18 protein-coding genes and 1 tRNA gene are annotated in these 24,567 nt (G+C 53.9%); 10 read left to right on the top strand and 9 right to left on the bottom strand.

The features are described from left to right. Positions 1-172 precede the first annotated feature (172 nt). Positions 173-2,686, top strand: coding sequence for a hypothetical protein (locus tag ACMGGR_RS02955; RefSeq protein WP_414148127.1), 2,514 nt, complete (start codon positions 173-175; stop codon positions 2,684-2,686). Between the two features lie 123 nt (positions 2,687-2,809). Here ACMGGR_RS02955 and ACMGGR_RS02950 read toward each other — a convergent pair whose 3' ends face one another. The 3 genes from ACMGGR_RS02950 to trmB all read right to left on the bottom strand — a co-directional run bounded on the left by ACMGGR_RS02950 (position 2,810) and on the right by trmB (position 4,724). Beyond that, complete coding sequence (locus ACMGGR_RS02950; RefSeq protein ID WP_414148126.1) at positions 2,810-3,514, bottom strand: DUF2884 domain-containing protein; 705 nt, start codon at positions 3,512-3,514, stop codon at positions 2,810-2,812. 164 nt (positions 3,515-3,678) lie between these two features. Next, positions 3,679-4,005: a YggL family protein gene (locus tag ACMGGR_RS02945; protein ID WP_246760029.1), complete on the bottom strand. Its 327-nt coding sequence runs from the start codon at positions 4,003-4,005 to the stop codon at positions 3,679-3,681. Next, positions 4,005-4,724 (bottom strand): tRNA (guanosine(46)-N7)-methyltransferase TrmB, encoded by a 720-nt coding sequence (gene trmB / locus ACMGGR_RS02940; protein WP_246760028.1) that lies wholly within the window; start codon positions 4,722-4,724, stop codon positions 4,005-4,007. The genes ACMGGR_RS02945 and trmB overlap by 1 nt, the downstream gene beginning before the upstream one ends. A gap of 152 nt (positions 4,725-4,876) precedes the next feature. Between trmB and mutY the strand changes: the two genes are divergently transcribed. The 3 genes from mutY to mltC are packed head-to-tail and all read left to right on the top strand — an operon-like array spanning position 4,877 to position 7,359. Further along, positions 4,877-5,923, top strand: a complete 1,047-nt coding sequence (mutY, locus tag ACMGGR_RS02935) for an A/G-specific adenine glycosylase (RefSeq protein ID WP_246760027.1) — start codon at positions 4,877-4,879, stop codon at positions 5,921-5,923. Between the two features lie 35 nt (positions 5,924-5,958). Further along, entirely contained in the window at positions 5,959-6,231 is a 273-nt protein-coding gene (locus ACMGGR_RS02930; RefSeq protein ID WP_125287307.1) for an oxidative damage protection protein, read from the top strand. A gap of 51 nt (positions 6,232-6,282) precedes the next feature. Next, positions 6,283-7,359, top strand: a complete 1,077-nt coding sequence (mltC, locus tag ACMGGR_RS02925; protein ID WP_246760026.1) for a membrane-bound lytic murein transglycosylase MltC — start codon at positions 6,283-6,285, stop codon at positions 7,357-7,359. A gap of 117 nt (positions 7,360-7,476) precedes the next feature. On the opposite strand, the gene ACMGGR_RS02920 is transcribed toward mltC, so the two are convergent. Together ACMGGR_RS02920 and ACMGGR_RS02915 are read right to left on the bottom strand one after the other, a co-directional pair. After that, entirely contained in the window at positions 7,477-8,304 is an 828-nt protein-coding gene (locus tag ACMGGR_RS02920; RefSeq protein WP_414148125.1) for a phosphoenolpyruvate hydrolase family protein, read from the bottom strand. 2 nt (positions 8,305-8,306) lie between these two features. Beyond that, a complete protein-coding gene (locus tag ACMGGR_RS02915) occupies positions 8,307-9,527 on the bottom strand; it encodes a Tm-1-like ATP-binding domain-containing protein (RefSeq protein WP_414148124.1) in 1,221 nt (406 codons plus the stop codon). 277 nt (positions 9,528-9,804) lie between these two features. On the opposite strand from ACMGGR_RS02915, the gene ACMGGR_RS02910 reads away from it, so the two are divergent. Further along, positions 9,805-10,440, top strand: a complete 636-nt coding sequence (locus ACMGGR_RS02910) for a TetR/AcrR family transcriptional regulator (protein WP_246760023.1) — start codon at positions 9,805-9,807, stop codon at positions 10,438-10,440. A 113-nt stretch (positions 10,441-10,553) separates the two neighbouring features. On the opposite strand, the gene ACMGGR_RS02905 is transcribed toward ACMGGR_RS02910, so the two are convergent. Then, entirely contained in the window at positions 10,554-12,710 is a 2,157-nt protein-coding gene (locus ACMGGR_RS02905; RefSeq protein WP_414148123.1) for an ornithine decarboxylase, read from the bottom strand. Between the two features lie 889 nt (positions 12,711-13,599). Here ACMGGR_RS02905 and ACMGGR_RS02900 point away from each other — a divergent pair. Next, a tRNA-Phe gene (locus tag ACMGGR_RS02900) sits at positions 13,600-13,675 on the top strand. Positions 13,676-13,976: 301 nt separating this feature from the next. Here ACMGGR_RS02900 and ACMGGR_RS02895 read toward each other — a convergent pair. Then, a complete protein-coding gene (locus ACMGGR_RS02895) occupies positions 13,977-14,597 on the bottom strand; it encodes a LysE family translocator (RefSeq protein WP_414148122.1) in 621 nt (206 codons plus the stop codon). Between the two features lie 6 nt (positions 14,598-14,603). Next, complete coding sequence (locus ACMGGR_RS02890; RefSeq protein ID WP_414148121.1) at positions 14,604-14,792, bottom strand: hypothetical protein; 189 nt, start codon at positions 14,790-14,792, stop codon at positions 14,604-14,606. Positions 14,793-15,984: 1,192 nt separating this feature from the next. Here ACMGGR_RS02890 and ACMGGR_RS02885 point away from each other — a divergent pair. Continuing rightward, the gene (locus tag ACMGGR_RS02885) at positions 15,985-16,842 is read left to right on the top strand and encodes an AraC family transcriptional regulator (RefSeq protein ID WP_246760017.1); all 858 of its coding nucleotides are present in this window, start codon (positions 15,985-15,987) and stop codon (positions 16,840-16,842) included. A gap of 51 nt (positions 16,843-16,893) precedes the next feature. Beyond that, positions 16,894-17,304 (top strand): DUF2000 domain-containing protein, encoded by a 411-nt coding sequence (locus tag ACMGGR_RS02880; RefSeq protein ID WP_246760016.1) that lies wholly within the window; start codon positions 16,894-16,896, stop codon positions 17,302-17,304. 112 nt (positions 17,305-17,416) lie between these two features. Here the strand turns inward: ACMGGR_RS02880 and ACMGGR_RS02875 are convergent, their stop codons facing one another. Continuing rightward, positions 17,417-18,649, bottom strand: a complete 1,233-nt coding sequence (locus tag ACMGGR_RS02875) for an alpha/beta hydrolase-fold protein (protein ID WP_414148120.1) — start codon at positions 18,647-18,649, stop codon at positions 17,417-17,419. Positions 18,650-19,467: 818 nt separating this feature from the next. On the opposite strand from ACMGGR_RS02875, the gene ACMGGR_RS02870 reads away from it, so the two are divergent. Both ACMGGR_RS02870 and iroC read left to right on the top strand, forming a co-directional pair. Then, entirely contained in the window at positions 19,468-20,574 is a 1,107-nt protein-coding gene (locus ACMGGR_RS02870; RefSeq protein WP_414148119.1) for a glycosyltransferase, read from the top strand. 101 nt (positions 20,575-20,675) lie between these two features. Further along, positions 20,676-24,353, top strand: a complete 3,678-nt coding sequence (iroC, locus tag ACMGGR_RS02865) for a salmochelin/enterobactin export ABC transporter IroC (protein ID WP_414148118.1) — start codon at positions 20,676-20,678, stop codon at positions 24,351-24,353. Positions 24,354-24,567 lie beyond the last annotated feature (214 nt).

The raw sequence follows: 24,567 nt of genomic DNA, 5'->3' as shown, positions 1-24,567 counted from the left end.
AAAATTGCCGTTACCCGCACCTGCCTTTAAATTCAGCGCGTGATCTGTTTCTTTCCACCACGAAAGAATAGTCACGCCGCATAAATTTAAATAATTCGCCATGGTCATTTATTCAATGGCGTTTTTCCTGCGGGCTAACGCCTGCTTCAAAATGTTTGTTAAGGAATTATTGATGAGTATAGTCAGCAAGGTAACAACAGGAGCGAACCCAACGCAGTATTACGGCACGCTTATCGTTACGGATATTAAAAATGACGATAATAGCGCGGTGAGTATTAAGAATACGTTGAAGTTTAGTTTCCTTTCTCCCGCTGCAATTGAACCTTCGGCGGTCATGCCCGCATTTACCAGCTGGCAAGACTGGGCAATAACAACGGAAAATAAACAGATTAGCGATAGCGATATTCTGGTTCAGGTCACCTTGGGTTTCCCCCAGGCTTATGTTCTCTCGTCCAGAGATACGATCACCATTGGTATTGGCGGTGACCTGACGGCCAATCCTGAACATGTTATGACCTCTTTCAACTTTGCCGCTGACGGCGAGCTTGAGCTTAATGGCGCTGTCAGGCTGGTATGCCCCGCCATTCCCGATGCCGCTCTGGCTAACCTGGTTCCTGAAGTGGTATTTACTTCCGCAGGCGGTGAAAGAACCACGGCTTCGGCACAGCCTGGCGGAAACAATACCGTTGAATTGACCGCTACCAGCTATACCGTCAGCGCCGCTAAGCTGGCCAATGACGCGCTTACCGTTGTGGCCGATGTTTCCGTCAGTCCGGAAAATATCACCGTGACGCAGGGAAATACTACCGACGTGGCATTAACTTTCAATACGGTTAATCATTATGCTGCGGTAGATTTTATGCTTTCCGGTATTGCTGAACTGGAAAACGAAACGGTCAGGGTTCAGGTAAAAAACAAAACGGCAACGATTCAGGAGACGTTTGAAACCAGGCTGGATGAGGTCACGGAACTGCGTTATTTACCTACCGACGACGTGCTGATTTTCACTATCGACAGCATTGCCGTTAATAATAATAATATTTCATTTGCTATCCCTGAGGTTGTCGTCACCGATAAATTAATTACCGTTACCGTCGGCCAGAAAGAATGCACCATCAAGCCAGTCGACAGTAATAACTTCAGTACGCTAACGGTTTCCTGCCAGACAGATTCGCCATTTAAGCAGGCTATGCCGGTACGGCTTTATAATGCGACGATGAGCTATTCCGCTACACTGACGGCGGAAGGCGCGTTCGCCTGGCCGGAAAAAATCAAACCTGGCGATTATACGGTTAAGGTCAACGATTTTATCGTCGATAAAGTGGTTCACTCTGTTTCCTGTGTGGATACAATAAATATCAGCGAGAATGCCCAAAACACGCTGGCTATTGCTGTAGAAAAAGGTGCGAACCTGCTGGTTCCCGGCTTCCCGGCGTTTCTTTCTTTTGGTGGCCTGGCCGATATGACCACGACCAATACGGCCGACTGTGCCGCCGCCCGCGTCAGCTCCATCTTTAAATATGCCGGTAACGACGGCGCAGGCGATGCTACGGCCTTCCTGCAGGACGATCCTGCTACCACGCGAACTATCACTATTGCCCGCGCTATTGAAGAACAGCTGGCTGATAATCAGAATGTCCTGCCGGTGATGATCTCCTATACCTGTAACCTTTCAGGCGGCAATGTCAAAAACGTTCTGGCTGATGCTTCCGCGCACAAATATAGCTACGCGAACTTTATTCTGACCATGAAAATCGCCAGCAGCTATAAGGATGAGCAGCATCCCGTTCCGGCAGGGCTTATCGTCAATGCCGACCTGATTGGCGCCTGCCAGCAGGATGGCCTTACCAGCGATCATCCCGTGCCGGTCAGGGAACCTTTGCAGGAGGCGCTGGCGCATCACGGTATCAGCGTGACTATCCCGGCCTTTATTACCGACACTCTCAAGGGCTATATTCAGTCAGTAAACTGGCTTGTGCATACCGTTGCGCCAGAGCTGACGTTTGGCTGGGTGATTAATCTGTGGGGCGTTGGCGGCTCGCAGTGGATATACGGCCAGGAAAGCGTCGATCGCTATGCTCGTTTGACCGTGGATTACGTTAATGCGCTGGGCGTGTTTGACGAGGGCAACGCTGCTAACTTCATGGCTATTGACCGTTACGAGGCTGACGATCTTACCCTGCGCTCCTACTATAACTCCTACTGCTACGGGCCGCTGGAATGGCAACGCTATTACCAGTTCTGCGGCAGCGTCAGCCGCATGCTGAAACAGCCGGTGATGCCGTGGCAGATCCCGGCCAGCCGCACGCCGCTGAAAAGCGATCGGGTGCAGGCGGACTTTGATGCACAGCACTGGGGAACCAGCGCCAACTATCTGCTGGGCGACAGCGAGATCGGCAGTAACGTTGAGGCTATCAACGATACGATCCTCGATTTCGCCTTCCCTGCGCATATGGCAGCACTGGTGGGCGCTACGCCTCGCGATATGTACCAGCGGGCCGGCTCTTTTGACCTGAGCCAGCCGGCTTACAAAGATTTTCCGCTGATGGGGATCTTCTCTGTGCTGCTGGGAGGCGGCTCGACCACGGGCGTTATTTCCACCGTCGGAAATCCGGACGGCTGGGTGAGGGATAAGCTGAACGCCTATAGGGAATCTCCCGTTCTTTTTCAAACGCCTGAAGCTTAATCGCTCGGCAACCGGGAGTTTTTAGAAAGAAAGATAAAGCGGCCGCTAATCCGGCCGCTTTACGCTGCGATTTGCCGAAGCGTAGCTTTTAGCCGCGCACGGTCAGCGCAGCCGTTACGCCCGTTATAAACCGCCCTGTAGCGCCTTACGCTGCGCTTCCAGATCGGTGACGCGATTGCAAACCTCATGGCCAAAGTTCTGGAAATCGGCTTCCTGCTTGCTCCATTCGGCCTGCACGGCCTGCTGTAAACCGCTCAGGTTGCCCATCACCGCCTGTAAAGGGTTATCGCCGTTTACCTTACTGCCCATCTCATTCAGGCTGTCCTGAATGACGCCGCCCATTGCGCTCTGCACCAGCTTTTCACCGTCCTGACGCACCTGCTCAATGGCCTTGTGATGGAAGGCCAGCCCGTCGCTGCGATGCTCGATAATACGGTTCATCTGCTGTTTTAGCTGCTCGTCCAGCTTTGTCAGACGACCGCGAACCTTGCTGTCCGGCCCCAGCTTGTTGACGATAACCTTATCCAGCGCCACGCGGCCTGTTTCCAGCCGCTGGCGCGCGCCGTGATCGATCCAGGGTAAATCCCGGCGCAGCGCGGCCTGATAGTCGATAGCCTTCTGACGCGTGGCGTTATCAACGGAAGCGGGCTGCCCGTTACGCTGTACCTCTCCCGTTGGCGTAATAACCAGATTGCCGCTGGATCCCGTCACCTGCACGTTTTGTGGCGAGATAACGATATCATCCTGAGGATTAACGCCACATTGATAGTCAGCCTGCGCCTGCCCGGCTGCCAGCAGTAGCATGCCCGCTACGATCGCTTTACGCATTTGCCCTTCTCCTGATACACAAAAGGCCACGCATGCGTGGCCTCAGACTGTAGACGATAGCAAAAAGCACGGCGCAAAGAACGCGTTACGGAGGACGCCTTCCAGACCGTCACGAATAATGCCTGTGGCCTCATCGTGAACGGTTCACCGTGCAGCACGCTATTTTAGTCCCACCAGACGTCAAAAAGTTCGGTGACCTGGATGTTACCCAGCTTGTTCTCTTCCAGCCATTTACGCACCAGCTCGCGATGCTCGTCGGTGCACTTGCCGGTTTGCTGCAGGCAGATCAAACCTTCCCACTGCAGATAGCCGCTGCCGTCGAACGCCAGGCCGTTAGGCTCAATCACCTCGTTGATTAACGCATCAACGGTGGTATCGATGGTTTCGGCGCTGGTGCCTTCCGGAAAGGAGAACGCGACGGAAAAGCCCAGTTCCTGAAACTCGTCGATATGCATTTTTTTACGCAGGCGACGGCTACGTTGAGTTGCCATTATTTAATCCTCTCAAACATCAAATCCCATACACCGTGGCCAAGACGCTGGCCGCGCTGCTCAAATTTCGTTAACGGCCGCGAGTCCGGGCGCGGCACGTAGTCGTTCGTTTCCGACTGGTTTTTGTAGCCCGCAATGCTGCTCATCACTTCCAGCATGTGTTCTGCATAGGCTTCCCAGTCGGTTGCCATATGGAACACGCCGCCCAGCTTCAGCTTGCGCATTACCAGTTCGGCAAAGGCCGTCTGGACAATGCGGCGTTTATTATGGCGCGCTTTATGCCACGGGTCCGGGAAAAACAGCTGCACCAGGCGCAGTGAATTATCCGGGATCATTTTTTCCAGCACGTCCACGGCATCGTGGCACATTACGCGCAGGTTCTCTACGCCCGCTTCATCCGCCGCGCTCAGACAGGCGCCAACGCCCGGCGAATGGACCTCAATGCCCAGAAAATTCTGCTGCGGATTGGCGGCCGCCATCGCTACCAGCGACGCGCCCATCCCAAAACCAATTTCCAGCACTACCGGCGCTTCGCGGCCAAAAAGTTCTGCCAGGTCAACCGGTTCCGGCTGATACTCCACACCTTTTACAGGCCAGAAATGGTCCAGCGCGTGCTGCTGGCCTTTGGTCAGGCGGCCCTGACGGCGAACGAAGCTGCGAATACGGCGCATCGGGCGGCCGTTTTCGTCAAACTCCGGTGTAATCACATCATTCTTCATGTTTCTGCCTGCTGGTCTGCAATATCTGGAAAACGGGCATTATGCAAAGTTACGGCTGTTAAGCAAGCCCCGGAAACTTCCGGTTTACAGCATAACGGGTCTGTGCTGGAATCCCAGCCTGTTTTTTAATTTACCCGGGAAACCTCGCAAAGATGATGCAAGCGCCGCCGTTCTCGCAGCAGGTACTGGACTGGTATCAGCGCTTTGGCCGCAAGACCCTGCCCTGGCAACAGGAAAAAACGCCTTATAAAGTCTGGCTTTCTGAGGTGATGTTGCAGCAGACCCAGGTCGCTACCGTTATTCCTTATTTCGAACGCTTTATGGCACGTTTTCCCACCGTGACCGATCTCGCCGCCGCGCCGCTGGACGAGGTGCTGCACCTGTGGACCGGGCTTGGCTACTACGCCCGCGCGCGTAACCTGCATAAGGCAGCGATTCAGGTCGTAGAAAAGCATAACGGAAAATTCCCGGAAACGTTTGAGGCGGTCGCCGATCTGCCTGGCGTTGGCCGCTCCACGGCTGGCGCGATCCTTTCTTTATCTCTGGGTCAGCACTTCCCGATTCTGGACGGCAACGTTAAGCGCGTGCTGGCCCGCTGCTACGCCGTGGCGGGCTGGCCCGGTAAAAAAGAGGTGGAGAAGCGCCTCTGGCAGATCAGTGAAGAGGTAACGCCAGCCGAAGGCGTCAGCCAGTTTAACCAGGCGATGATGGATTTGGGCGCGATGGTATGTACGCGCTCAAAGCCCAAATGCGAAATTTGTCCGCTAAACCTGCGCTGCGTCGCTTACGCCCAGGGCAGCCAAACCAGCTATCCCGGTAAAAAACCGAAGCAGACGCTGCCGGAAAGAACCGGCTATCTGCTGATGATGCAGCGGGATGACAAGGTCTGGCTACAACAGCGGCCGCCGGTTGGCCTGTGGGGCGGTCTTTTTTGCTTCCCACAGTTTGCCAGCGAGCCTGAGCTGCGGCAGTGGCTGCGCGAGCGGCATATCGATAGCGCCGCGCTGACCCAGACCATTGCTTTTCGCCATACTTTTAGCCATTTCCACCTGGATATAGTGCCAATGTGGCTTAAACTGCCTCCAGCAGTAGCGGTCATGGATGAAGGCGCTGGTCTCTGGTATAACTTAGCGCAGCCGCAGTCCGTCGGGCTGGCCGCACCGGTAGAACGCCTGTTGCAGCAGCTGCGTCAGCCGTAAACGCCGGGCAAAGACGCAACAAAAGAGGAAGAGTGATGAGCAGAACCATTTTTTGCACGTTCCTGCAGCGCGATGCTGAAGGACAGGATTTTCAGCTCTATCCGGGAGAACTGGGTAAGCGCATCTACAATGAGATTTCTAAAGAAGCCTGGTCGCAGTGGATGAGCAAGCAGACCATGCTGATCAACGAGAAAAAGCTGAGCATGATGAACCCGGAAGATCGTAAGCAGCTTGAGCAGGAGATGGTGAAATTCCTGTTTGAGGGACACGACGTCCATATCGAAGGTTATACCCCGCCAGCAGAATAAACATTGGGCCTCGCCGTGGAGGCCCCCTTAATTTGGGCGTAGCACGACATAATGAAGAAACTGATAGGTTTGCTGGTTATCGCGCCGTTGTTGATCTCCTGCTCCAGCAATAAAAAGCCGGTTTTCCACGAAGAATGGGTTAAAGACACCAACGGATTCGATATTCTGATGGGACAGTTTGCCCACAATATTGAAAATATCTGGGGCATTAACGAGGTGCTAATCGCCGGGCCCAAAGATTACGTAAAATATAGCGACCAGTATTATACGCGTAGCCATATTAACTTTGATGCCGGTACGATCACTATCGAAACGATCGCCGGAACCGATCCTATGGCCAGCCTGCGTAAAGCGATCGTTACCACGCTTCTGATCGGCGAAGATCCCGGCAACGTCGATCTTTACTCTGACGCGAATGATATTCAGCTTGGCCAGGAGCCGCTGCTGTATGGTCAGGTGCTGGATAATACCGGCCAGGCAATTCGCTGGCAGGGACGCGCGGCCAGCTTCGCCGACTATCTGATCCAGAATAAGCTCCAGCGCCGCAATGCCGGCCTGCATATTATCTGGTCGGTAACGATTCCGATGGTGCCCAACCATCTGGACAAGCGCGCGCATAAGTATCTGCCGATGGTACGTAAAGCCGCGGAAAAATATGGCGTGGATCAGTCGCTAATCCTGGCGATTATGCAGATCGAGTCCAGCTTCAACCCCTATGCGGTCAGCCATGCCGACGCGCTGGGCCTGATGCAGGTTGTGCAGCATACGGCAGGCGTTGACGTGTTCCGTATGAAGGGGAAATGGGGCAAGCCGAGCCGCAGCTATCTGCTCGATCCGGAGAATAATATTGATGCGGGAACGGCTTATCTTTCGCTGTTGCAGGGCAGCTACCTGTCCGGCATCGCTAACCCGACCTCACGCCGCTATGCGGTGATCACCGCTTACAACGGCGGCGCGGGTAGCGTGTTGAAAGTATTCTCCAGCGACAAGAATCAGGCGTTTAACGCCATCAATAGCATGTCGCCGTCTGAAGTTTACCAGACGCTCGCCACTAACCATCCTTCCGCTGAATCGCGCCGCTATCTGTATAAAGTGAACAGCGCGCAGAAGAGCTACCACCGCTATTAAGCTTTAACAGCAAGAGGCCGGACGGGCCGCTTTCGCGCAGGGACGCGCGAAAAGAGTGCCCATGCTGCCCTGCCTCTGCTGTCATTTACGGCTTTAAAACAGGTTCAACGCCGAAAATTACCTGCCGATCTTTTTAAACTGCCTGGTGGTTTCCGTTAGCGCGGTTTCGGTTGGCAAACGTTCCATTGAGCTGGCCCCGTAGAAGCCGTCGCACTGGGGACACTGGCTAAGGATATAGCGCGCGTCTTCCGGCGTAGCAATGGGCCCACCGTGACAAATCACGATAACATCTTCACGTACCTTCTTCGCCGCCTCGGCCCAGGCATTGATTGGCGCCACGCAATCTTCCAGCTTTAACGCCGTTTCAGCGCCAATGTTGCCGCCGGTAGTCAGCCCCATATGCGCCACGATAATATCCGCACCGGCCTGGGTCATCGCTACCGCATCTTCCGCGCTAAACACGTAAGGCGTGGTCAGCATCTCTTTCTGATGCGCCATGCGGATCATTTCGACTTCCAGCCCGTAGCCCATGCCCGTCTCTTCCAGATTGGCGCGAAAATTACCGTCGATCAGCCCGACCGTCGGAAAATTTTGCACGCCGGAAAAGCCCATGGCCTTTAGATCGTCCAGAAACTTGTCGAAATGGCAGAAGGGATCGGTGCCGTTAACGCCAGCCAGCACCGGGGTCTTTTTTACCACCGGCAGCACTTCTTTCGCCATATCCACAACGATTTCGTTGGCATTGCCGTAGGCCAGCAGGCCGGCCAGCGAGCCGCGACCGGCCATACGGTAGCGGCCTGAGTTATAGATAACGATCAGATCGATACCGCCCGCTTCTTCACATTTGGCGGAAAGCCCCGTGCCCGCGCCGCCGCCGACAATGGGTTCGCCGCGCGCAATCATCGCGTTAAATTTGGCCAGGATCTCCTGACGGGTAAAAGCCATACCTAAAGCTCCTTCTCAACCAGCTGGCGGAACTGTCTGACCGCTGCCTGAGCAAACTGAGGATCGTTAATATTAAACGGCAGACGACGGATAACCCGGCGCGCTGTCTGCCTGACCTGCGCTTCCAGCGTAGTGATAAAGGCATCACGCGCTTCCGGTAGCCAGAAAGCCTGCCCCGGCGCATCCAGCGCGGAAAAACCGCCTTCCGGGATTAAAAAGACGATGTCACCCTCGCAGCGGTTAAGCTTATCCGCAATCCACTTCGCCATCGCTACATTTTCTTCCACCGTGGTGCGCATCAGCGTCACCTGAGCATTGTGATGATAGAAGAGGCGATCGGTGTATTTTGCGGGGACGGTAGAAATATGACCAAAGTTAACCATGTCCAGCGCGCCACAGGAGATAACGCAGGGAACTTTGCTGTGGGCGACGGCATCAAAGCGCGTTTCGTCGCAGGCCAGTACGCCACCAAACAGGTGGTCGCAGACTTCGGTCGTGGTCAGATCCAGCAGGCCGGAAAGCATGCCGCTTTCGGTCAGCTTTTCCATCGCCTTGCCGCCGCTGCCGGTCGCATGGAACACCAGGCAGTCGTAATCTTCCTCCAGCATGGTGCTGACCATCTGAATGCAAGGCGTAGTGACGCCAAACATCGTCAGGCCCAGCGCTGGCTTATCGTTATTGTCTTCCGGTACAGGAAAAAGCACGGCACCCGCAATCTGATGCGCGGCGTTGCCCAGCACCTGCCGTGAAATACGGTTAAGACCAGAAACATCGGTAACGGAGTAGACCATGCTGATATCGCTGGCACCGACATAGCCGGAAACGTCGCCGGAAGCCATCGTAGAAACCATGACCTTAGGCACGCCAACCGGCAACGCCTGCATTGCGGGCGTAATCAGCGCGGTGCCGCAAGAGCCGCCCAGTCCGATGATGCCCGCCAGATCCCGGCGCTGATTGAGGAAAATCTTAAATGCCAGCGCCATCGCATCAATCGCCCTGCCGCGATCGCCGCAGAAGACCGCGTCACGCCCCTCGGGATGGAAATCCGCGATGAGCTCCGGCGGGAAATCTGCCCCCGAAGGTTGACTAACGCCTTGAGTAGACAGGTCAACTGTTACCACATCGGCACCCGCTTTACGCAGGCAGTCGCCGATATAAAACAGTTCCCTTCCTTTAGTATCTGCCGTTGCAACGGCATAAATTAAGCCACTGTTAATAGTCATATTCGTAACGAAACCCTGTTATCAGACAGAATAAAGACTTGATAAAAAAGCAATAAAAAAGTAAATAGTGTCTGAGAGATTTAACTTTCGGCACAGTGAGATAACAGTATCACTATCGTCAATGATAAATCAATTGAATGGAATAGCTGTCTCACACGGATGTTGACTATGCTTAAAACCAAAAGTTCTGCAGATGTAGCCAGGAGGTAACGTCAGTTGCCTGTCTGTCGTCTTCAATCGCTTGAATATCAGGCAGATATAACAAAATGAGGTTATTGTGGAGCAAAGGGAACCCGCTGGGGTTGTAACGCTAACCGCCACACGCGCGAGAACGCGTCGTTTATTAATTGAAACCGCGATGAAGCTTTTTGACGGCGGCGCGTTTCCATCTATTACGGAAGTGGCTCAGGAAGCACAGCTGTCGCGTGCTACGGCCTACCGTTATTTTCCTACACAAAGCGCGCTGGTCTCCGCTATCGTTGCGGAAACGCTCAGCCCGATTAAAAGCTGGCGCCCTTCTCGTGAAGAAGTGAGCGACCGTATCGAAGAACTCCTGTCCTTCGCTTTTCCCCGCATGCTTGAGCATGAAGGCACGCTGCGCGCCGCGCTGCACCTTTCGCTGACGCAGTGGGCGCAGTCGCGTTCGAGTGACGGTCCCGAAAGGGAGAAACTGGTAAGGGGAAATCGTAAGGCGTTACTGCAACACGTGGTAGAACCTTTGAACGACGAACTGCCGCCGGAGATTGTCGATCGCGTGATTAAATCGCTGTCGCTGGTTTACGGCTCGGAGATTTTCCTGGTGATGAAAGATATCTGGGGCTGCGATAACGATCAGCTACAGGATATCGGCAAATGGATTGCTAAAGCCATTATGCGTCAGGCGCGAGAAGATGCCGCGCGTCAGGTAAGCTAAGCAAACGCTTGCGGCCGGAAAGGTTGCTGGCCTGACTGTTCCACGCGCTGCCTGCCCGTCCGCAGCGGTAAGGCAGGAAGCTTATCCCGCGCTGTTCAAGGCGCGGGATGGCTTTAAGCGCTGGCTGGCTGGGTTAGCATATAGCCCATCAGGCGCTTAATGCCGTGCTCGTCCGTTTCGGCATAGACGCCCTGTAACTCTGGCGAGAAGCCGGGCAGCAGGTTAAGACCTTTTTCCAGCGCCAGAAAATAGCGCTGCACCGCCCCGCCCCAGATTTCTCCCGGGACCACGCACAGTACGCCTGGCGGATAAGGCAGCGCGCCTTCCGCAGCGATACGGCCTTCCGCTTGTGCAATCGGCACCAGTTCAACATTACCGCGAATAAATTCGATGTTTGCGTCCTGCGGGTTCATCGCAACCTTTGGCAGGCTCTGCTGGCGAAACATCGCTTTTTGCAGATCTTTCACGCCGTGGTCGACATACAGCTGATGCATTTCCAGGCAGAGCCGCCGCAGCGTGTAGCCTTCATAACGCGCCGTATTTTTGCGGTAGATGGTCGGCAGCACGTCGCGCAGCAGCGCATCTTCTTTAATATGCTGCTCAAACTGTGCCAGCTTAGCGACCAGGTGCGCCATTTTTTCCACGCTTTCTGCAGGCGTAAGCAGAAAGAGAATGGAGTTTAAATCGCATTTTTCCGGCACGACGCCGTTTTCGCGCAGATAGTTAGCCAGAATGGTTGCCGGAATGCCAAAAGAGGCGTATTCACCGCTGGCGGCATCGATGCCCGGCGTGGTCAACAGCAGCTTGCACGGGTCGACCAGATACTGATCTTTTTCATATCCCGCAAAGCCGTGCCAGGCCGCACGCGGCGCAAAGCTGAAGTAACGGCTGTCGGCGGCGATGGTGGCCGTTGGCGCATCCTGCCAGCGCTGTCCAGCCACTTCGTCAGGAATAAAGGGTTTGATCATTTCGCACTTCGCCAGAATCGCCTTGCGCGCGTCGATGCCTAACATCACGCATTCGTGCCACAAACGCCTTCCGGCTTCGCCCTGATGCATTTTGGCGTTAACGTCGAGCGCGGCAAATAGCGGGTAAAACGGGCTGGTGGAAGCATGCAGCATAAAGGCGTTATTCAGCCGCTTGTGGCTGCAAAAGCGCTGCTGGCCGCGAATATGGTTATCTTTTTTGTGAATCTGTGAGGTTTGTGAAAAACCGGCCTGCTGCTTGTGTACCGACTGGGTGACAAAAATGCCCGGATCGCTGGCGGTAAGCTCCAGCAGCAGCGGCGAACAGGCTTCCATCACCGGAATAAACTGCTCGTAACCTACCCATGCTGAATCAAACAGAATGTAGTCGCAGAGATGGCCGATGCTGTCGATAACCTTGCGCGCGTTGTAAACCGTGCCGTCATAGGTGCCCAGCTGGATAATGGCCAGCCGGAATGGACGCTGCTGGCTGGCGCGATCCGGCGCGACCTCGGCAATTTGCTGGCGCAGCCAGGCTTCATCAAAACAGTGCGCGTCAATGCCGCCGATAAAGCCAAACGGATTGCGTGCGGTTTCCAGATAAACCGGCGTCGCGCCCGCCTGGATCAGCGCGCCGTGGTGGTTAGATTTATGGTTGTTACGATCGAACAGCACCAGATCGCCCCGCGTCAGCAAGGCGTTAGTCACCACTTTATTGGCGCTTGAGGTGCCGTTCAGCACGAAATAGGTTTTGTCCGCGTTAAACACCTTTGCCGCGAACTTTTGCGCATGTTTGGCGGAACCTTCGTGGATAAGCAGATCGCCCAGCTTGACGTCGGCGTTGCACATATCGGCACGAAAGATGTTTTCGCCAAAGAAGTCATAAAACTGTCGGCCAGCCGGATGCTTTTTAAAGAAAGCGCCGCCCTGATGACCCGGACAGGCAAAGGTGCTGTTATCCATTGCCACATATTTGGTCAGCGTATTGAAAAACGGCGGCAGCAGCTTCATTTGATAGTCAGAAGCCGCTGCTTCCAGCCTGGCGGCGTCATCGTCTGCGCCTGTCAACAGGCCGGTCACGTCCGGTAAATCTTCCGCCTGAGACAGGTCATCAAGCGCGATAAACACGGGCAGATTAAAACCGGTATGACGCAGCAGCGCCAGCATACCGCTGCGCGAGTCGGCAACGGAAAGCACTATCGCCGCCACATCGGTGAAATCGGTTTTTTCCAGCGTCACGACTTCGCGGCCGGTCTGGAGATGAATGGCCACGGTGGTGCTGGCTGCAATTTTTAAAGGTGTCATTACGCAAATCCCTGGGCAAGGATAAGGGTGCCGGAGGCACAGCAACGGACAACGGCAACGGCCCTCGTCCGACGAGAGGTGTCAGGGGTTTTCAGCAGGGGTGATCCAGCTTCGACCGATAGACATCAGTAAAATCAGAACGCGTCTGCTTTTACGCATGGCCAACAGAGAAGCATATAAAACCTCACCGCACGGTGAGCAACGAACAAGGGAAAAAGAATGGACGGCGCGGCATCGAATGATAGCGGCTGGATAGCGTACCTTTCATGATGACAACCTCCGGGAAGGGAAACAGAAAACGGGCGCAATGATGGCATTTTTCCGTTGTGGGTTCAAGATGGCGGCTAAACTCCATCGCTTTACACCTTTTTTATAAAAACCTTTTAAATCATATAAATAAAATAAAATACGGTTAAATGCCGCTGGTTTTTTTTGGTTTTTATGCAGGATTAATGAAAAGCTATTCAACCTGTAGCGCGTGATTTCGGTTCTGCGGATGATAGCGAAAAGCTATACGGCTTTTTTCGTGATACGGATGGCGGCGATCGTGTTGCCTCTCCGCCAGCGGAAAGCAGGAAAGCAGGAAAGCAGGAAAGCAGGAAAGCAGGAAAGCAGGAAAGCAGGAAAGCAGGAATATTAAGCGTGCCTTCTGCTGTAGACCACCCTTCTTACCCACAAATAGCGCGCTTAACAATAACGTGGACAGTTTTTCAGCGAACGTGTTGCCGTGCCGGAAAACGGGACAGGGGCTATAAAGCTGGCCGCTGGGCAATAGTCGTGCGAAAGCGGCTCAATTTCAGCCGGATTGATGGAAAAGAGTGCAAACGATTCGTTTTTTTGCATAAAGCCGTTGACGGTTTTCCGCGACTCCTGTTTAATGCGCCTCGTTGCCCGGATAGCTCAGTCGGTAGAGCAGGGGATTGAAAATCCCCGTGTCCTTGGTTCGATTCCGAGTCCGGGCACCATATTCAAAAAACCCGCCTTACGGCGGGTTTTTGCTTTTTGAGCCTGAAGTCGTTGTCCTTTCTGCCGTTTCCCGTTTTTTTCTCCGGCCACGCTATCTAAAATTCAAAGTGACCTTTCGGATCCCGAACGTCGGGCCGAAGTGCTGATATCAGCGGATGTAATAATTTCACAGATTGTCTATTAAGAAGCGACATTTGCTCAATTATCTAAACGGGCTGATGGAGAAAGTCCCTGCCCGGTCAGGTGCTGCTCTGCCGTCGGGACTTTTATCCTGTTGCCGTCATGCCTCCCACTTTCAGTTCAAATGACAGAATAAATATTTTGCATTGCAAATAGCGTCAGAAATAGTGCCAGCCCTCTGTCTATCACTTTTCTGTAACGGTAAAAAAGTGATTTGATTCTCTGGCTGGAAAAAATAACGGTAACAAAAAAGTACCAGCTAAACTCAAGTGAACTGCAAATAAGAACAATAACTATCTGTTCAGTAATGCTACGGGGCACTGCCAGAAAACCTGAATAAATACTGATCATAAATGCGATAGTTTTCATATTCAGAACGTTCGTCAATGCTCCCGTACGGAACGCTTTGCCTAACCCTCCGGCCATCTCTGCATCTGGCGCAGTGTCCCCATCAGATACCGGCTTACGTTGTAAGGTACTCAGTAAAATTGCCCAGGCAATATAGAGTAAATATAATGCTCCAAGTATCACAGAGATCTTAGCAAAAGCCGGAAAGATATGGATAACGCTCGATAGCCCTAATAAAGAGAGTGTCGAAAAGCAGGCACCGATAGTGCATATACCGAGCGTAACGGCCAAACCCAATTTTATCGATCCTAATGCAGAGTAGCGGCTGACCAGGATAAAGTTCGGCCCCGGACTAATTACCGCCATAATATATATAAAAGCTGCATAAAACATAACTAATCACTCGGCTAGAATTTTTTCATGGTCGTAAATTGCATCGGCAATAACTGCAGAGCGTATTGAGAGCAAGCTAAAAGATCCTGCATCCCCAAGGCCATGCGAAGATTCGCACAGTCCATTCAGATAAAAATCGCTGTTTGCCTGACTTACAAATTTCACTTCATAGTTTCTTTCAACTACAACAACCATTTTCATCATTAATATCTAAAACGTTATTCAGTGACATGGTGCTCTCCTCTCATAAGATAAATTAATATTTATCATTACAAGAAATATGTCAAACAACATAAACGATATTCTATATGAACTAAATGGGGGAACAGTCACGCATATGAGATTACATATAATTTTTTTAGCATATGATACAGCTATCTTGTACACCTACAAAAATATTTTAATATCCTTATGCGGATTTTTATCGCGTTTATAGCACTGCTGTACTTCTCATTTTTGGATGAACCTATACCAAAATAATGCTATGCCCGACATACTCCAGCAGTCGGGAACTATTCTGCTCATAAAATGCAGCTAAATCATATCCTATCGCAACAAGTTAATTTTAATCTCAACCTCATTAAATAACATATCCATCATGGAAATTAGCGATAAGTCTCTTATTTTCACTTGACGATCGCGAGATGAAATATAGCACCCGGACAGGTTGATTGTTTTGGCGCTATTGTGTAGTGACTCACAGATTATGCTAATGGCATCATGGTTAACCGGATAAACTATCTTCGTTACGATCATATCATTAACGTTATTACAAGATTGCATCGCCTGAACATCAAGCTCTTTTACAAAGGTTATCGACTTCTGTAAATCTTTAACCAGAATGACGGGAAGGAAAACCTGACCTATTCCAGGAGACGTTATGATCCACGAGAAATAATTTTTCCGCATTGAAAACCTCCGGTTCTTTAAACAGTCCTTTTAAGATATCACCCTGAATACTATTTCATTCAGCCACCCTTCAAATAAAAGCGGTAACTTGCAGAAATGTTAATAATGCGACATTCATTACTGGCCATTACCATAACCTGGTTAAGATGTATTTTCTTAAGATAAATATTAATTAGCATATGCGTTATGCTGCAAAGCTCCTTTAACCGTCCAGCCTGTTACCCTTAGTTATCATTTTAATTGCTTACTGGCTTATGTAAATTTCCGGTAGTATCAGCGGCTATAGCGTTACCGGTTGGCCACGAGCAGCCTTAAACGCTTGTCCTGCTTCAATCGACTGCCGCCCACATTCTTTTCCCCTCAACAGCTTTCTGACGGCACCCTTTACGCTTATCCAGAAATACCCAAATAGCTTATAGCTACGCCAAAATGTTTCCTGTTAATCTTAAGCTCCTGCTGGATTTATCCGGGTGCCGCTATGCCAGAAAAAATTGAACAGTCAAAAACCGGTGACTGGATCGACTTTCGTCGTGACGCGGATACCGGTATTGAAAGCGTTAACGCGCACTTCAAAGGCCATGCGTACGACAGCCACGACCATGAAGAACTCCTGCTGGGGATAACGCTGCAAGGTTCACAGCGGTTCAACTGCCATCGCGAGCTGCATACCAGCACGCCGGGCAAGGCAATCCTTATCGAGCCGGGCGCGGTACATGATGGTCATGCCGCGCAGCCCGCCGGTTTCACCTACTCCATGCTTTATATTCCGCAAAGATGGATGTCTGACAGCCTGCGCCTGCGCGGTATGGACGATATTTCTGTGGTGCAGGCCGCCTTCCGGAATACGCTTACGGACGACCGCGACCTGATTATGTCGATTTCCCGCGCCTTTAACGCCATTCATTACGCTGAAGGAAGGCTTGCGCGTGATGAAAGTCTGGATGCCTTGCTGGCGCGCCTTACGCCTCACGTTCAGCTCAGGCCGGCGGCGGAATTAACCGATTCGCTGATAAGAATGAACAGGGTCAGGGATTACCTTTATGAACATCTTGCCTGTAACCCCGGCCTTGATGAGCTTGCCGACATCAGCGGTATTGACCGGTTTCGGCTGGGCAGGCAGTTTAAAGCGGCCTTTGGCCAGTCTCCCCATGCCTGGCTTGTCCGGCTGCGGCTGCGTACCGCGCGACAGCTGTTAGCCGCGGGGCTTTCTCCGTCAATGGTTGCCTCGCAGACCGGCTTTGCCGATCAAAGTCATTTAGGCCGCTGGTTCAGGCGGGCCTATCGCCTGTCGCCTGCGGAATACCAGAGCCGTTGCTCAAACGTTCTATACGGCTAGCCCGTCGTCAGGCGAACATACCCTTTTCACTGGACAGACAGGGTTAACGAGATGACGTTTGATACAAAAATTGCCTATATCGTGCGGGATGATCTGGCCGTATGGCAGCGCCTTAACGTGGCGACATTTCTGGCGACGGGTATTGCCTCGGCGGCACCTGAGATTCTGGGCAAGCCCTATATTGATTCGCTGGGGCGCGCTTACGGCAATATGTCCGGCCAGCCGATGCTGATTTTTGAGGCGGATCTGGAAAAATTGCAGGCCGTTCATCGCAAAGCGCTCGAAAGAGAAGTGACCATTATCCCCTATATTCATGCCATGTTCTCTACCGGGTACGACGAGGCAAACCGCGAAGTGTTTATGGCGGCGGATGCGGATAATCTTGATTTGGTGGGCCTGGGGATCCGGGGGCCAAAAAAAGCCGTCGATAAGGTAATCAAGGGGCTGGCCCTTCATAAGTAGCTGTGCGCTCGATGCGGGGCCGGATGCCTGGCTTTTTATCTGTACAGGCGCATTTCGGCTCCCGCCACTCCTTTTCTTTCAGCTGCAATGAAGTACGCCGTTGTTGCAGTTCTTACAACTCCGCCAGCCCGTCAATAATCGCGCCGCGCCACCATGCGTAGTCGTGTCCGCCGGTATAAAGTGCAAGCTGGCTCTCTACGCCCACCGTAGTTAACGCTTTATGCAGCGCCTGCACATGCGGGACCGTCGCGCCTTCCAGCGTGCCAACGCAAAGCCTGATACGCACATCCTTCGGCGGCGCAGCAAGGACCTGTTGGCTCACCCATGATTCGTCGCCTTCATGAAACATAAAAGGCCGTCTGGCTTTATCCGGCGTCCACCACATGGAAGGCGAGGTGCCTATTACGGCACCAAAGATCTCTGGCGCATACAAAGCGCCCATCAGCGCGCTAACGCCGCCAAGGCTTTGCCCACAAAAAACGGTATGCGAACGGCCAGCCCAGATCCTGTCCGAACGATCCGCACGGATTTGCGGCACCAGCCTCGCAAGATCGAAGATTAGCTTGCTGTCGCCGCCGAGGATCGTGGCGCGATCCTGTTCGTCAAGGTTATCGATTCCCAGTACGGCCAGCGGGCTAATGCGGCCACTGGCTATAGCAACATCCATGGCGCTGAGCAGACCGACATGATCGAACCAGCTTTCGGCGTCGGGCAGCACCAGTAAACCTAAAGGCGTAGCGTCAGGCACGTCAGGAATATAAAGGCGAACGCGCCGCTCGCGGCCCGCAAGTAACAGACAGGAAGTCGTCAGCTCGCCGCGAGCGTTGGCAGAGACGCCCCATTCGCTTTGTGCCGGAGCCTTATCCAGCGCCAGCACCGATTCTTCCCTGCCCCGCACTTTGATGCCGGTCGTTTTATGCAGCGGATCGGGCTGGCCAGGAAAAGGCGGGCTGCGGGTGCCCAGCTGCGCAAGCTGTTCTGCTGAAGCGTCCTGCGGAATTTCGGTAAAAGTATAAGAGCCGCAATAAGTAGCGGGCAATCGCAGCGTCAGCGTCCAGATATCGCTGCCCGCCAGATTGCGCATCATCCCTTTATCGACATTTGCCTTATCGGTGACGCGGTTAAGAAACAGGTAAACGCCACGCAGCGCTTTTCCCGCACGCCACAGAAAGGTGACGTCGCGTTCATCACTTTTATCGTCCACTGCGGCGATCAGAGGAATATCGACGGATTCAACGTCACGCCAGAACTGCGCGCGCTCCAGCGAGGCAGGGGCTGCCAGCCGGTTAAGCAAAGATTCCACGCCGTTGACGTTGCCGGACGTATCGGACGCTCTCTTCCTCATTTTGCCATTCCATTAAATATCTAAGGTTTATTATCGGGGTAATTAACATTAAGAACCGAATGATAATAGAGCCTACCCTGGCGTATGTCACGGCAAAATATAATAAAAACACTTGCTGCACCTCCCGAAACAAACAAAGTAAATACATAGCGGAAATATAAGGTTATATAATAAAACCAGAATAAATCAGCGGTTAATGAAATAGACAGAATAACCTAATGGTTAATGCATTTTTATTACCCTTCACAATTAAAAGGTTAAACAATCAACCTTATTTACTTTTGTAAATTCGCAATTTACATTCCGTTTTAATTTGTGTTAGCGTATTTCACAGAGTCTGCCGGTAAAGGCTCCGGGTTAATTGATCGCTCACGGAGCGACCCTTTTACCACCTGAGGTTGAGATAGAATAATGCTGGAATATTTCCGAACGCGACGCTGTCCCGCCGGGGCTTCGGCCATAGCGGAAAAGACAATACTTAGCGATATAATTGAATGTTTTTGCAATTCTTTTAAACATTACGAACCGCCTGTCAATCCACAGTACATGTGGTGCTTCATGGCAAATGGCAACGTCTTTTTTGCTGCCATCACAGAATAATAACGCACTATTATTTCAATGAGATTAAGGTCTTTATTTTAATGGCTTTCTAAGCCATAAAAATAATGAGTTTATGTCGTTTACGGTTGCTGAGCCTGCCAGCATTTAAAGGAAGCTCAGTTCTGATTAACTGCATATTACCCTGACGGGAAATTCCCGGCTGCGTCAATGCATGCCGTATCGAATTTCACTCTGTCAGGCAGGAGATGGATTTTTCCATGCGTATTCTGTTTGTTGGTCCGCCCTTATACGGCTTGTTATATCCGGTATTTTCTCTGGCGCAGGCTTTTCGTGTTAACGGACACGAAGTATTGATTGCCAGTTCGGGAAAATTTGCGCAAAAGGCCGCGGAGGCGGGTCTGGTGGCGTTTGACGCCGCGCCCGGATTCGATTCGGAAGCCGATTACCGACGGCGGGAAGACCTGCGTAAAAAAAGTAACGCGGGTACCAAAATGGGCAATTTTTCCTTTTTCAGCGAGGAGATGGCCGACCGTCTGATTGAGATGGCAGGCGAATGGAAACCCGACTTAATCGTCTATCCACCGCTCGGCGTCGTGGGGCCTTTGATTGGCGCAAAATATAACATTCCCGTGGTTATGCAATCCGTAGGGTTTGCCCATACGCCGTGGCATATCAAAGGCGTGACGCGCTCGCTGGCCGATGCCTATAGCCGCCATGGCGTTGCCGAACCCCCGCGCGATCTGGCCTGGATTGACGTGACGCCGCCAAGCATGAGCATTCTGGAAAACGACGGCGAACCGGTTATTCCCATGCAGTACGTGCCCTATAACGGCGGGGCCGTCTGGGAAGATTGGTGGGAAAGAAAGCCGGATCGCAAACGTCTGTTAGTAAGCCTGGGCACCGTCAAGCCGATGGTCGATGGCCTGGATTTAATTTCGTGGGTTATGGATTCGGCTGATGAGGTAGAGGCGGAAATCATTCTACACCTGTCGGCCAATGCGCGCGCTGACCTGCGCAAGCTGCCGCCAAACGTGCGGCTGGTGGACTGGATCCCGATGGGGCTGTTTCTTAACGGTGCCGACGGGTTTATCCATCACGGTGGCGCAGGCAACACCCTGACCGCGCTGCACGCCGGTATTCCGCAAATCGTCTTTGGTGAAGGTGCAGATCGTCCCGTCAACGCTAAAGCGGTAGTGGATCGCGGCTGCGGCATCGTCCCCGGCAAAGGCGGCCTCTCCAGCGGGCTGATTAATTCGTTTTTAAACAACGCCTCGCTGCGGACGGCTTCCGCCCAGGTTGCCGCCGAAATGGCCGCGCAGGCAACGCCGTCTGAAGTGGCAAAAAGCCTTGTTGCTCAGCTGTAGCAAGGCTGCGACAGGCCGCCTTCTCCGCAAGGGATCGCAGCCTGTTATGCCGCACTTTTATTTGGGCACGGCCCTATTTTTTAGCAGATAACGGAGGCTTGATGCCCACTGCTCACTCTTCAAAACCCGCTCGCTCGTGGCTTGTCCGGCTCGCAGGCGTCTGCTGGGAACGTAAAAAGTTAAGCCTGATTGTGATTCTGGCTTCGGTATCGACCATCCTTCTGGCGGCCCTGACGCCTCTGCTTACCCGCGAGGCAGTTAACGATGCGCTGGCCGGTGACGCCACTCGCCTGCCCTGGCTGGCGGGCGGCCTTCTGTTTATTGCGCTGTTCGACTTTATCGGCAACTACGTGCGGCGCGGCTACGCGGGCGAGCTGTCGCTTTGGGTGCAGCACACGCTGCGCGGAAGAGTTTTCGACAGTATCCAGAAGCTTGACGGCAGCGGCCAGGACGCGCTGCGCACGGGACAGGTTATTTCACGCACTAACAGCGATCTCCAGCAGATGCATGTGATGTTGCAGATGTCTCCCGTACCGCTGGCCGTGCTCACCTATTACATCGCGGGCCTGACGGCAATGCTATGGATGTCGCCGTCGATGACGCTTATCGTTGTCGTCGTACTGGCCGGACTAGCCGTTACCGCGCTGCGCGCGCGCCGTCGCGTGTTTGCGCAAACCGGCCAGGCTTCCGATAAGCTGGCCAACCTGACCGAACACATGCGTGAAGTGCTGACGCAAATCTCCGTCGTAAAATCCTGCGTGGGCGAGCTGCGCGAAATGAAATGGCTGGATAGCCAGTCGCGGCGCATGGTGCGCGTGCGTATCGGCGCGGCCATTGCCCAGGCGATGCCCGGCGCGACAATGCTGGCGCTGCCCGTATTGGGCCAGATTGTGCTGCTGGGCTATGGCGGCTGGTCGGTGATGACGGGCCGCATCGATCTGGGCACCTTTGTGGCCTTCGCCAGCTTCCTGGCGATGCTGACCGGCCCTACCCGCGTTTTTGCTTCTTTTTTGGTTATCGCACAGCGTACTCAGGCGTCCGTAGAGCGGGTTTTCTCGCTGATCGATACCAAACCGCAAATGCAGGATGGTGCCGAAACCCTGGCGGGCAACGTCGTCGGTCTGGCGCTGGAAAATATCGGTTTTGACTACGGTAACGGCACCAGCGTACTGCATGACGTCTCGTTTTCCATCGGGACGGGCGAAACCGTGGCGATAGTAGGCGGTTCCGGATCCGGTAAATCGACGCTGTTAATGCTGCTTTCGCGCTTTTACGACGCGAGTTCCGGCAAGGTATGGCTTAAAACCGACGGCGGCAGGCAGAATATTGCCGACCTCAGGCTGGACGAGCTGCGCCGCGCCGTTGGCGTAGTGTTTGAAGATACTTTTCTGTTTGCCGGTACGGTGGCGGAAAATATTGCCTACGGCCATCCGGGCGCCAAGGAAGAAGATATTCGCCGCGCCGCCGACGCCGCTGGCGCAACCGGCTTTATTTCTGCGCTGCCGAAAGGCTTCCAGACGCCGCTTGCCGAGCGTGCCACTAATCTTTCCGGCGGCCAGCGGCAGCGTCTGGCGCTGGCCCGCGCGTTGCTGACCGCACCCGGCGTTTTAATTCTGGACGACACCACTTCGGCGGTGGATGCCGGGACAGAAGCGGAAATCAACGCCGCGCTTGGCCGCTACGCCGACGATAATCATATGCTGCTGGTCATCGCCCGTCGCCGTTCGACCTTGCAGTTAGCCAGTAAGATTGTGGTGCTGGAAAAAGGACGCGTGGTCGATGTCGGAACGCAGGCGGAGCTTGAGGCGCGCTCGCAGGCTTTCCGCGCGCTCATGTCAGGTACGGGCGACCTGCTGGAAGATGCGACCGCGTCAAACTCCCCGCTCTGGCCGGAACCGGTCTCTGCGAAGGCGCAGGCTGCTGAAGCCGACGACATTGCCAGGGCTGGCGAAGGTTTTCGTCAACGTATGTGTCGCGTACCGGAACGCGCCGGGCAAATGGCCCAGTCCGATAAAGGCCGGCGGGTCACCTCCATGCTGGCCCCGGTCGCCTGGATGTTTATCGCGGCGGCCGCGCTGATCGCGATTGATTCCGCCTCAGGCGTTGGCGTACTGATGCTGCTAAAGCGCGGTATCGATTCGGGCGTAGCCATGAATGACCTGAGCGTTATCGGCACCTGTGCCGCGCTCGCGCTGTTGCTGGTGGCCGTCAGCTGGTGCTGTTACTCACTGCAAACGATAGTTTCCGCGCGCGCGTCGGAAACCGTGCAGCACACGGTGCGGTTACGCAGCTTTGGACAACTGCTGCGGCTGGGCCTTCCCTATCACGAGCAGCACACCGATACGCGCCTTACGCGTATGACCGTGGATGTCGATGCGCTGGCGCGGTTTTTACAAAATGGCCTGGCCGGAACCGCCACCAGCCTGATTACCATGGCGGCGATTGCTATCGCAATGTTCTGGCTCGACCCGATTCTGGCGCTGGTCGCGTCGGGCGCGATCCCCGTCGTGGTGATTGCCACGCTGATTTATCGTCGCCTGAGTTCGCCAGCCTACGCTAAGGCGCGCATTGAAATCGGCAAGGTAAACAGTACGCTACAGGAGAAAGTATCGGGCCTGCGCGTGGTGCAGTCGCACGGTCAGCAGGATGTGGAAGCCGCCCGGCTGCGTTCGCTGTCGGATCGCTTCCGCGCTACCCGCGTGCGGGCGCAGAAATATCTGGCCGTTTACTTTCCTTTCCTTACTTTCTGTACCGAAGCCTCTTACGCGGCCGTCCTGCTGGTGGGTGCATCCCGCGTTGCCGAAGGCCAGATGACGGCGGGCGTGCTGGCGGCGTTCTTCCTGCTGCTGGGACAGTTTTATGGGCCAGTGCAGCAGCTTTCCGGCATTGTGGATGCTTATCAGCAGGCTTCGGCCAGCGGCAAGCACATCGATGAGCTGCTGGCTACCGAAGGCGCAGAGCCGCTCCAGTCTGCGGATGCGTCTACAAAAGTGCCGATGCAGGGCGCGCTGGCGCTGGAGGCGTTAACTTTCCACTATCCCGACAGCAGCAAAAAAGCGCTGGATAAGCTGAACCTGACCATACCGCAAGGCACGGTGGTGGCGGTGGTCGGTGCCAGCGGCGCGGGTAAATCGACCCTGATTAAGCTGATTGCAGGACTCTACTCCCCTTCCGGCGGCAAGATCCGCGTTGGCGAGCGTGCCGTCGAGCAGATGTCGCTGGCGAGCTATCGTTCTCAGGTGGGGCTGGTGGAGCAGGATGTCGCTTTGTTCAGCGGCGATATTGCCGAAAATATCCGCTATTCGCGGCCGTCCAGCACCGATAAGGAAGTAGAAGATGCGGCACGGCAGGCGGGTCTGCTGAGTACGCTACGTGCGCTGCCGCAGGGATTCCGCACGCCGGTAAACAACGGCGGTTCGGGCTTATCAGCCGGACAGCGACAGCTTATTGCGCTGGCGCGCGCGCAGCTTGCTAACGCGCATATTCTGCTGCTCGACGAGGCGACGGCGCGCCTGGATCGTGCTGCTGAAGAACTGCTGATGACGTCGCTGATTGAAAACGCGCGTAGTCATGGCCGCACCGCGCTGGTGGTGGCCCATCGCCTGACCACCGCCTGTCGCTGTGATGCCATTGCGGTGATGGAGCACGGAAAAATTGCCGAATACGGTACCCATGCCGAACTGTTAGCGGCAAACGGCGCTTACGCGCGGCTATGGCGCGACAGCACTGGCGAAGCTGCAACGCAGGTTTCAGGAGAAGAAGCTAAAGAGGCGGGATAAACCTTTCCCCGTGGCGTTGCTTGTTACGCGCCACGGGGTTAGTCGGCTATAGCACGGGTAATTAAGGACGGCACGATGTCTGCGGCACTATCGCTGTTTAGCGTTCACACTTGCCAGCACCAGAGGCTTTAATTAGCGCTGGCAGGATACTCACAACAGTGCCTTTAATTAGCGCTGGCAGGGTACCCACAACAGCGCCTTTAATTAGCGCTGG

The organism is Erwinia sp. BNK-24-b (assembly GCF_047456155.1).
Taxonomy (GTDB): Bacteria; Pseudomonadota; Gammaproteobacteria; order Enterobacterales; family Enterobacteriaceae; genus Erwinia; species Erwinia phyllosphaerae.
This window is presented reverse-complemented; position numbering and strand designations above follow the sequence as displayed.

Excerpts from the sequence above, each read along its gene's own strand:
- ACMGGR_RS02895 (WP_414148122.1), bottom strand. The coding sequence starts at position 14,597 with ATGTTTTATGCAGCTTTTATATATATTATGGCGGTAATTAGTCCGGGG.
- ACMGGR_RS02880 (WP_246760016.1), top strand. The coding sequence starts at position 16,894 with ATGACGTTTGATACAAAAATTGCCTATATCGTGCGGGATGATCTGGCC.
- ACMGGR_RS02870 (WP_414148119.1), top strand. The coding sequence starts at position 19,468 with ATGCGTATTCTGTTTGTTGGTCCGCCCTTATACGGCTTGTTATATCCG.
- ACMGGR_RS02920 (WP_414148125.1), bottom strand. The coding sequence starts at position 8,304 with ATGGCTTTTACCCGTCAGGAGATCCTGGCCAAATTTAACGCGATGATT.
- ACMGGR_RS02915 (WP_414148124.1), bottom strand. The coding sequence starts at position 9,527 with ATGACTATTAACAGTGGCTTAATTTATGCCGTTGCAACGGCAGATACT.
- ACMGGR_RS02885 (WP_246760017.1), top strand. The coding sequence starts at position 15,985 with ATGCCAGAAAAAATTGAACAGTCAAAAACCGGTGACTGGATCGACTTT.
- trmB (WP_246760028.1), bottom strand. The coding sequence starts at position 4,724 with ATGAAGAATGATGTGATTACACCGGAGTTTGACGAAAACGGCCGCCCG.
- mltC (WP_246760026.1), top strand. The coding sequence starts at position 6,283 with ATGAAGAAACTGATAGGTTTGCTGGTTATCGCGCCGTTGTTGATCTCC.
- ACMGGR_RS02950 (WP_414148126.1), bottom strand. The coding sequence starts at position 3,514 with ATGCGTAAAGCGATCGTAGCGGGCATGCTACTGCTGGCAGCCGGGCAG.
- ACMGGR_RS02955 (WP_414148127.1), top strand. The coding sequence starts at position 173 with ATGAGTATAGTCAGCAAGGTAACAACAGGAGCGAACCCAACGCAGTAT.
- ACMGGR_RS02930 (WP_125287307.1), top strand. The coding sequence starts at position 5,959 with ATGAGCAGAACCATTTTTTGCACGTTCCTGCAGCGCGATGCTGAAGGA.
- ACMGGR_RS02875 (WP_414148120.1), bottom strand. The coding sequence starts at position 18,649 with ATGAGGAAGAGAGCGTCCGATACGTCCGGCAACGTCAACGGCGTGGAA.
- ACMGGR_RS02905 (WP_414148123.1), bottom strand. The coding sequence starts at position 12,710 with ATGACACCTTTAAAAATTGCAGCCAGCACCACCGTGGCCATTCATCTC.
- ACMGGR_RS02945 (WP_246760029.1), bottom strand. The coding sequence starts at position 4,005 with ATGGCAACTCAACGTAGCCGTCGCCTGCGTAAAAAAATGCATATCGAC.
- iroC (WP_414148118.1), top strand. The coding sequence starts at position 20,676 with ATGCCCACTGCTCACTCTTCAAAACCCGCTCGCTCGTGGCTTGTCCGG.
- mutY (WP_246760027.1), top strand. The coding sequence starts at position 4,877 with ATGATGCAAGCGCCGCCGTTCTCGCAGCAGGTACTGGACTGGTATCAG.
- ACMGGR_RS02890 (WP_414148121.1), bottom strand. The coding sequence starts at position 14,792 with ATGGTTGTTGTAGTTGAAAGAAACTATGAAGTGAAATTTGTAAGTCAG.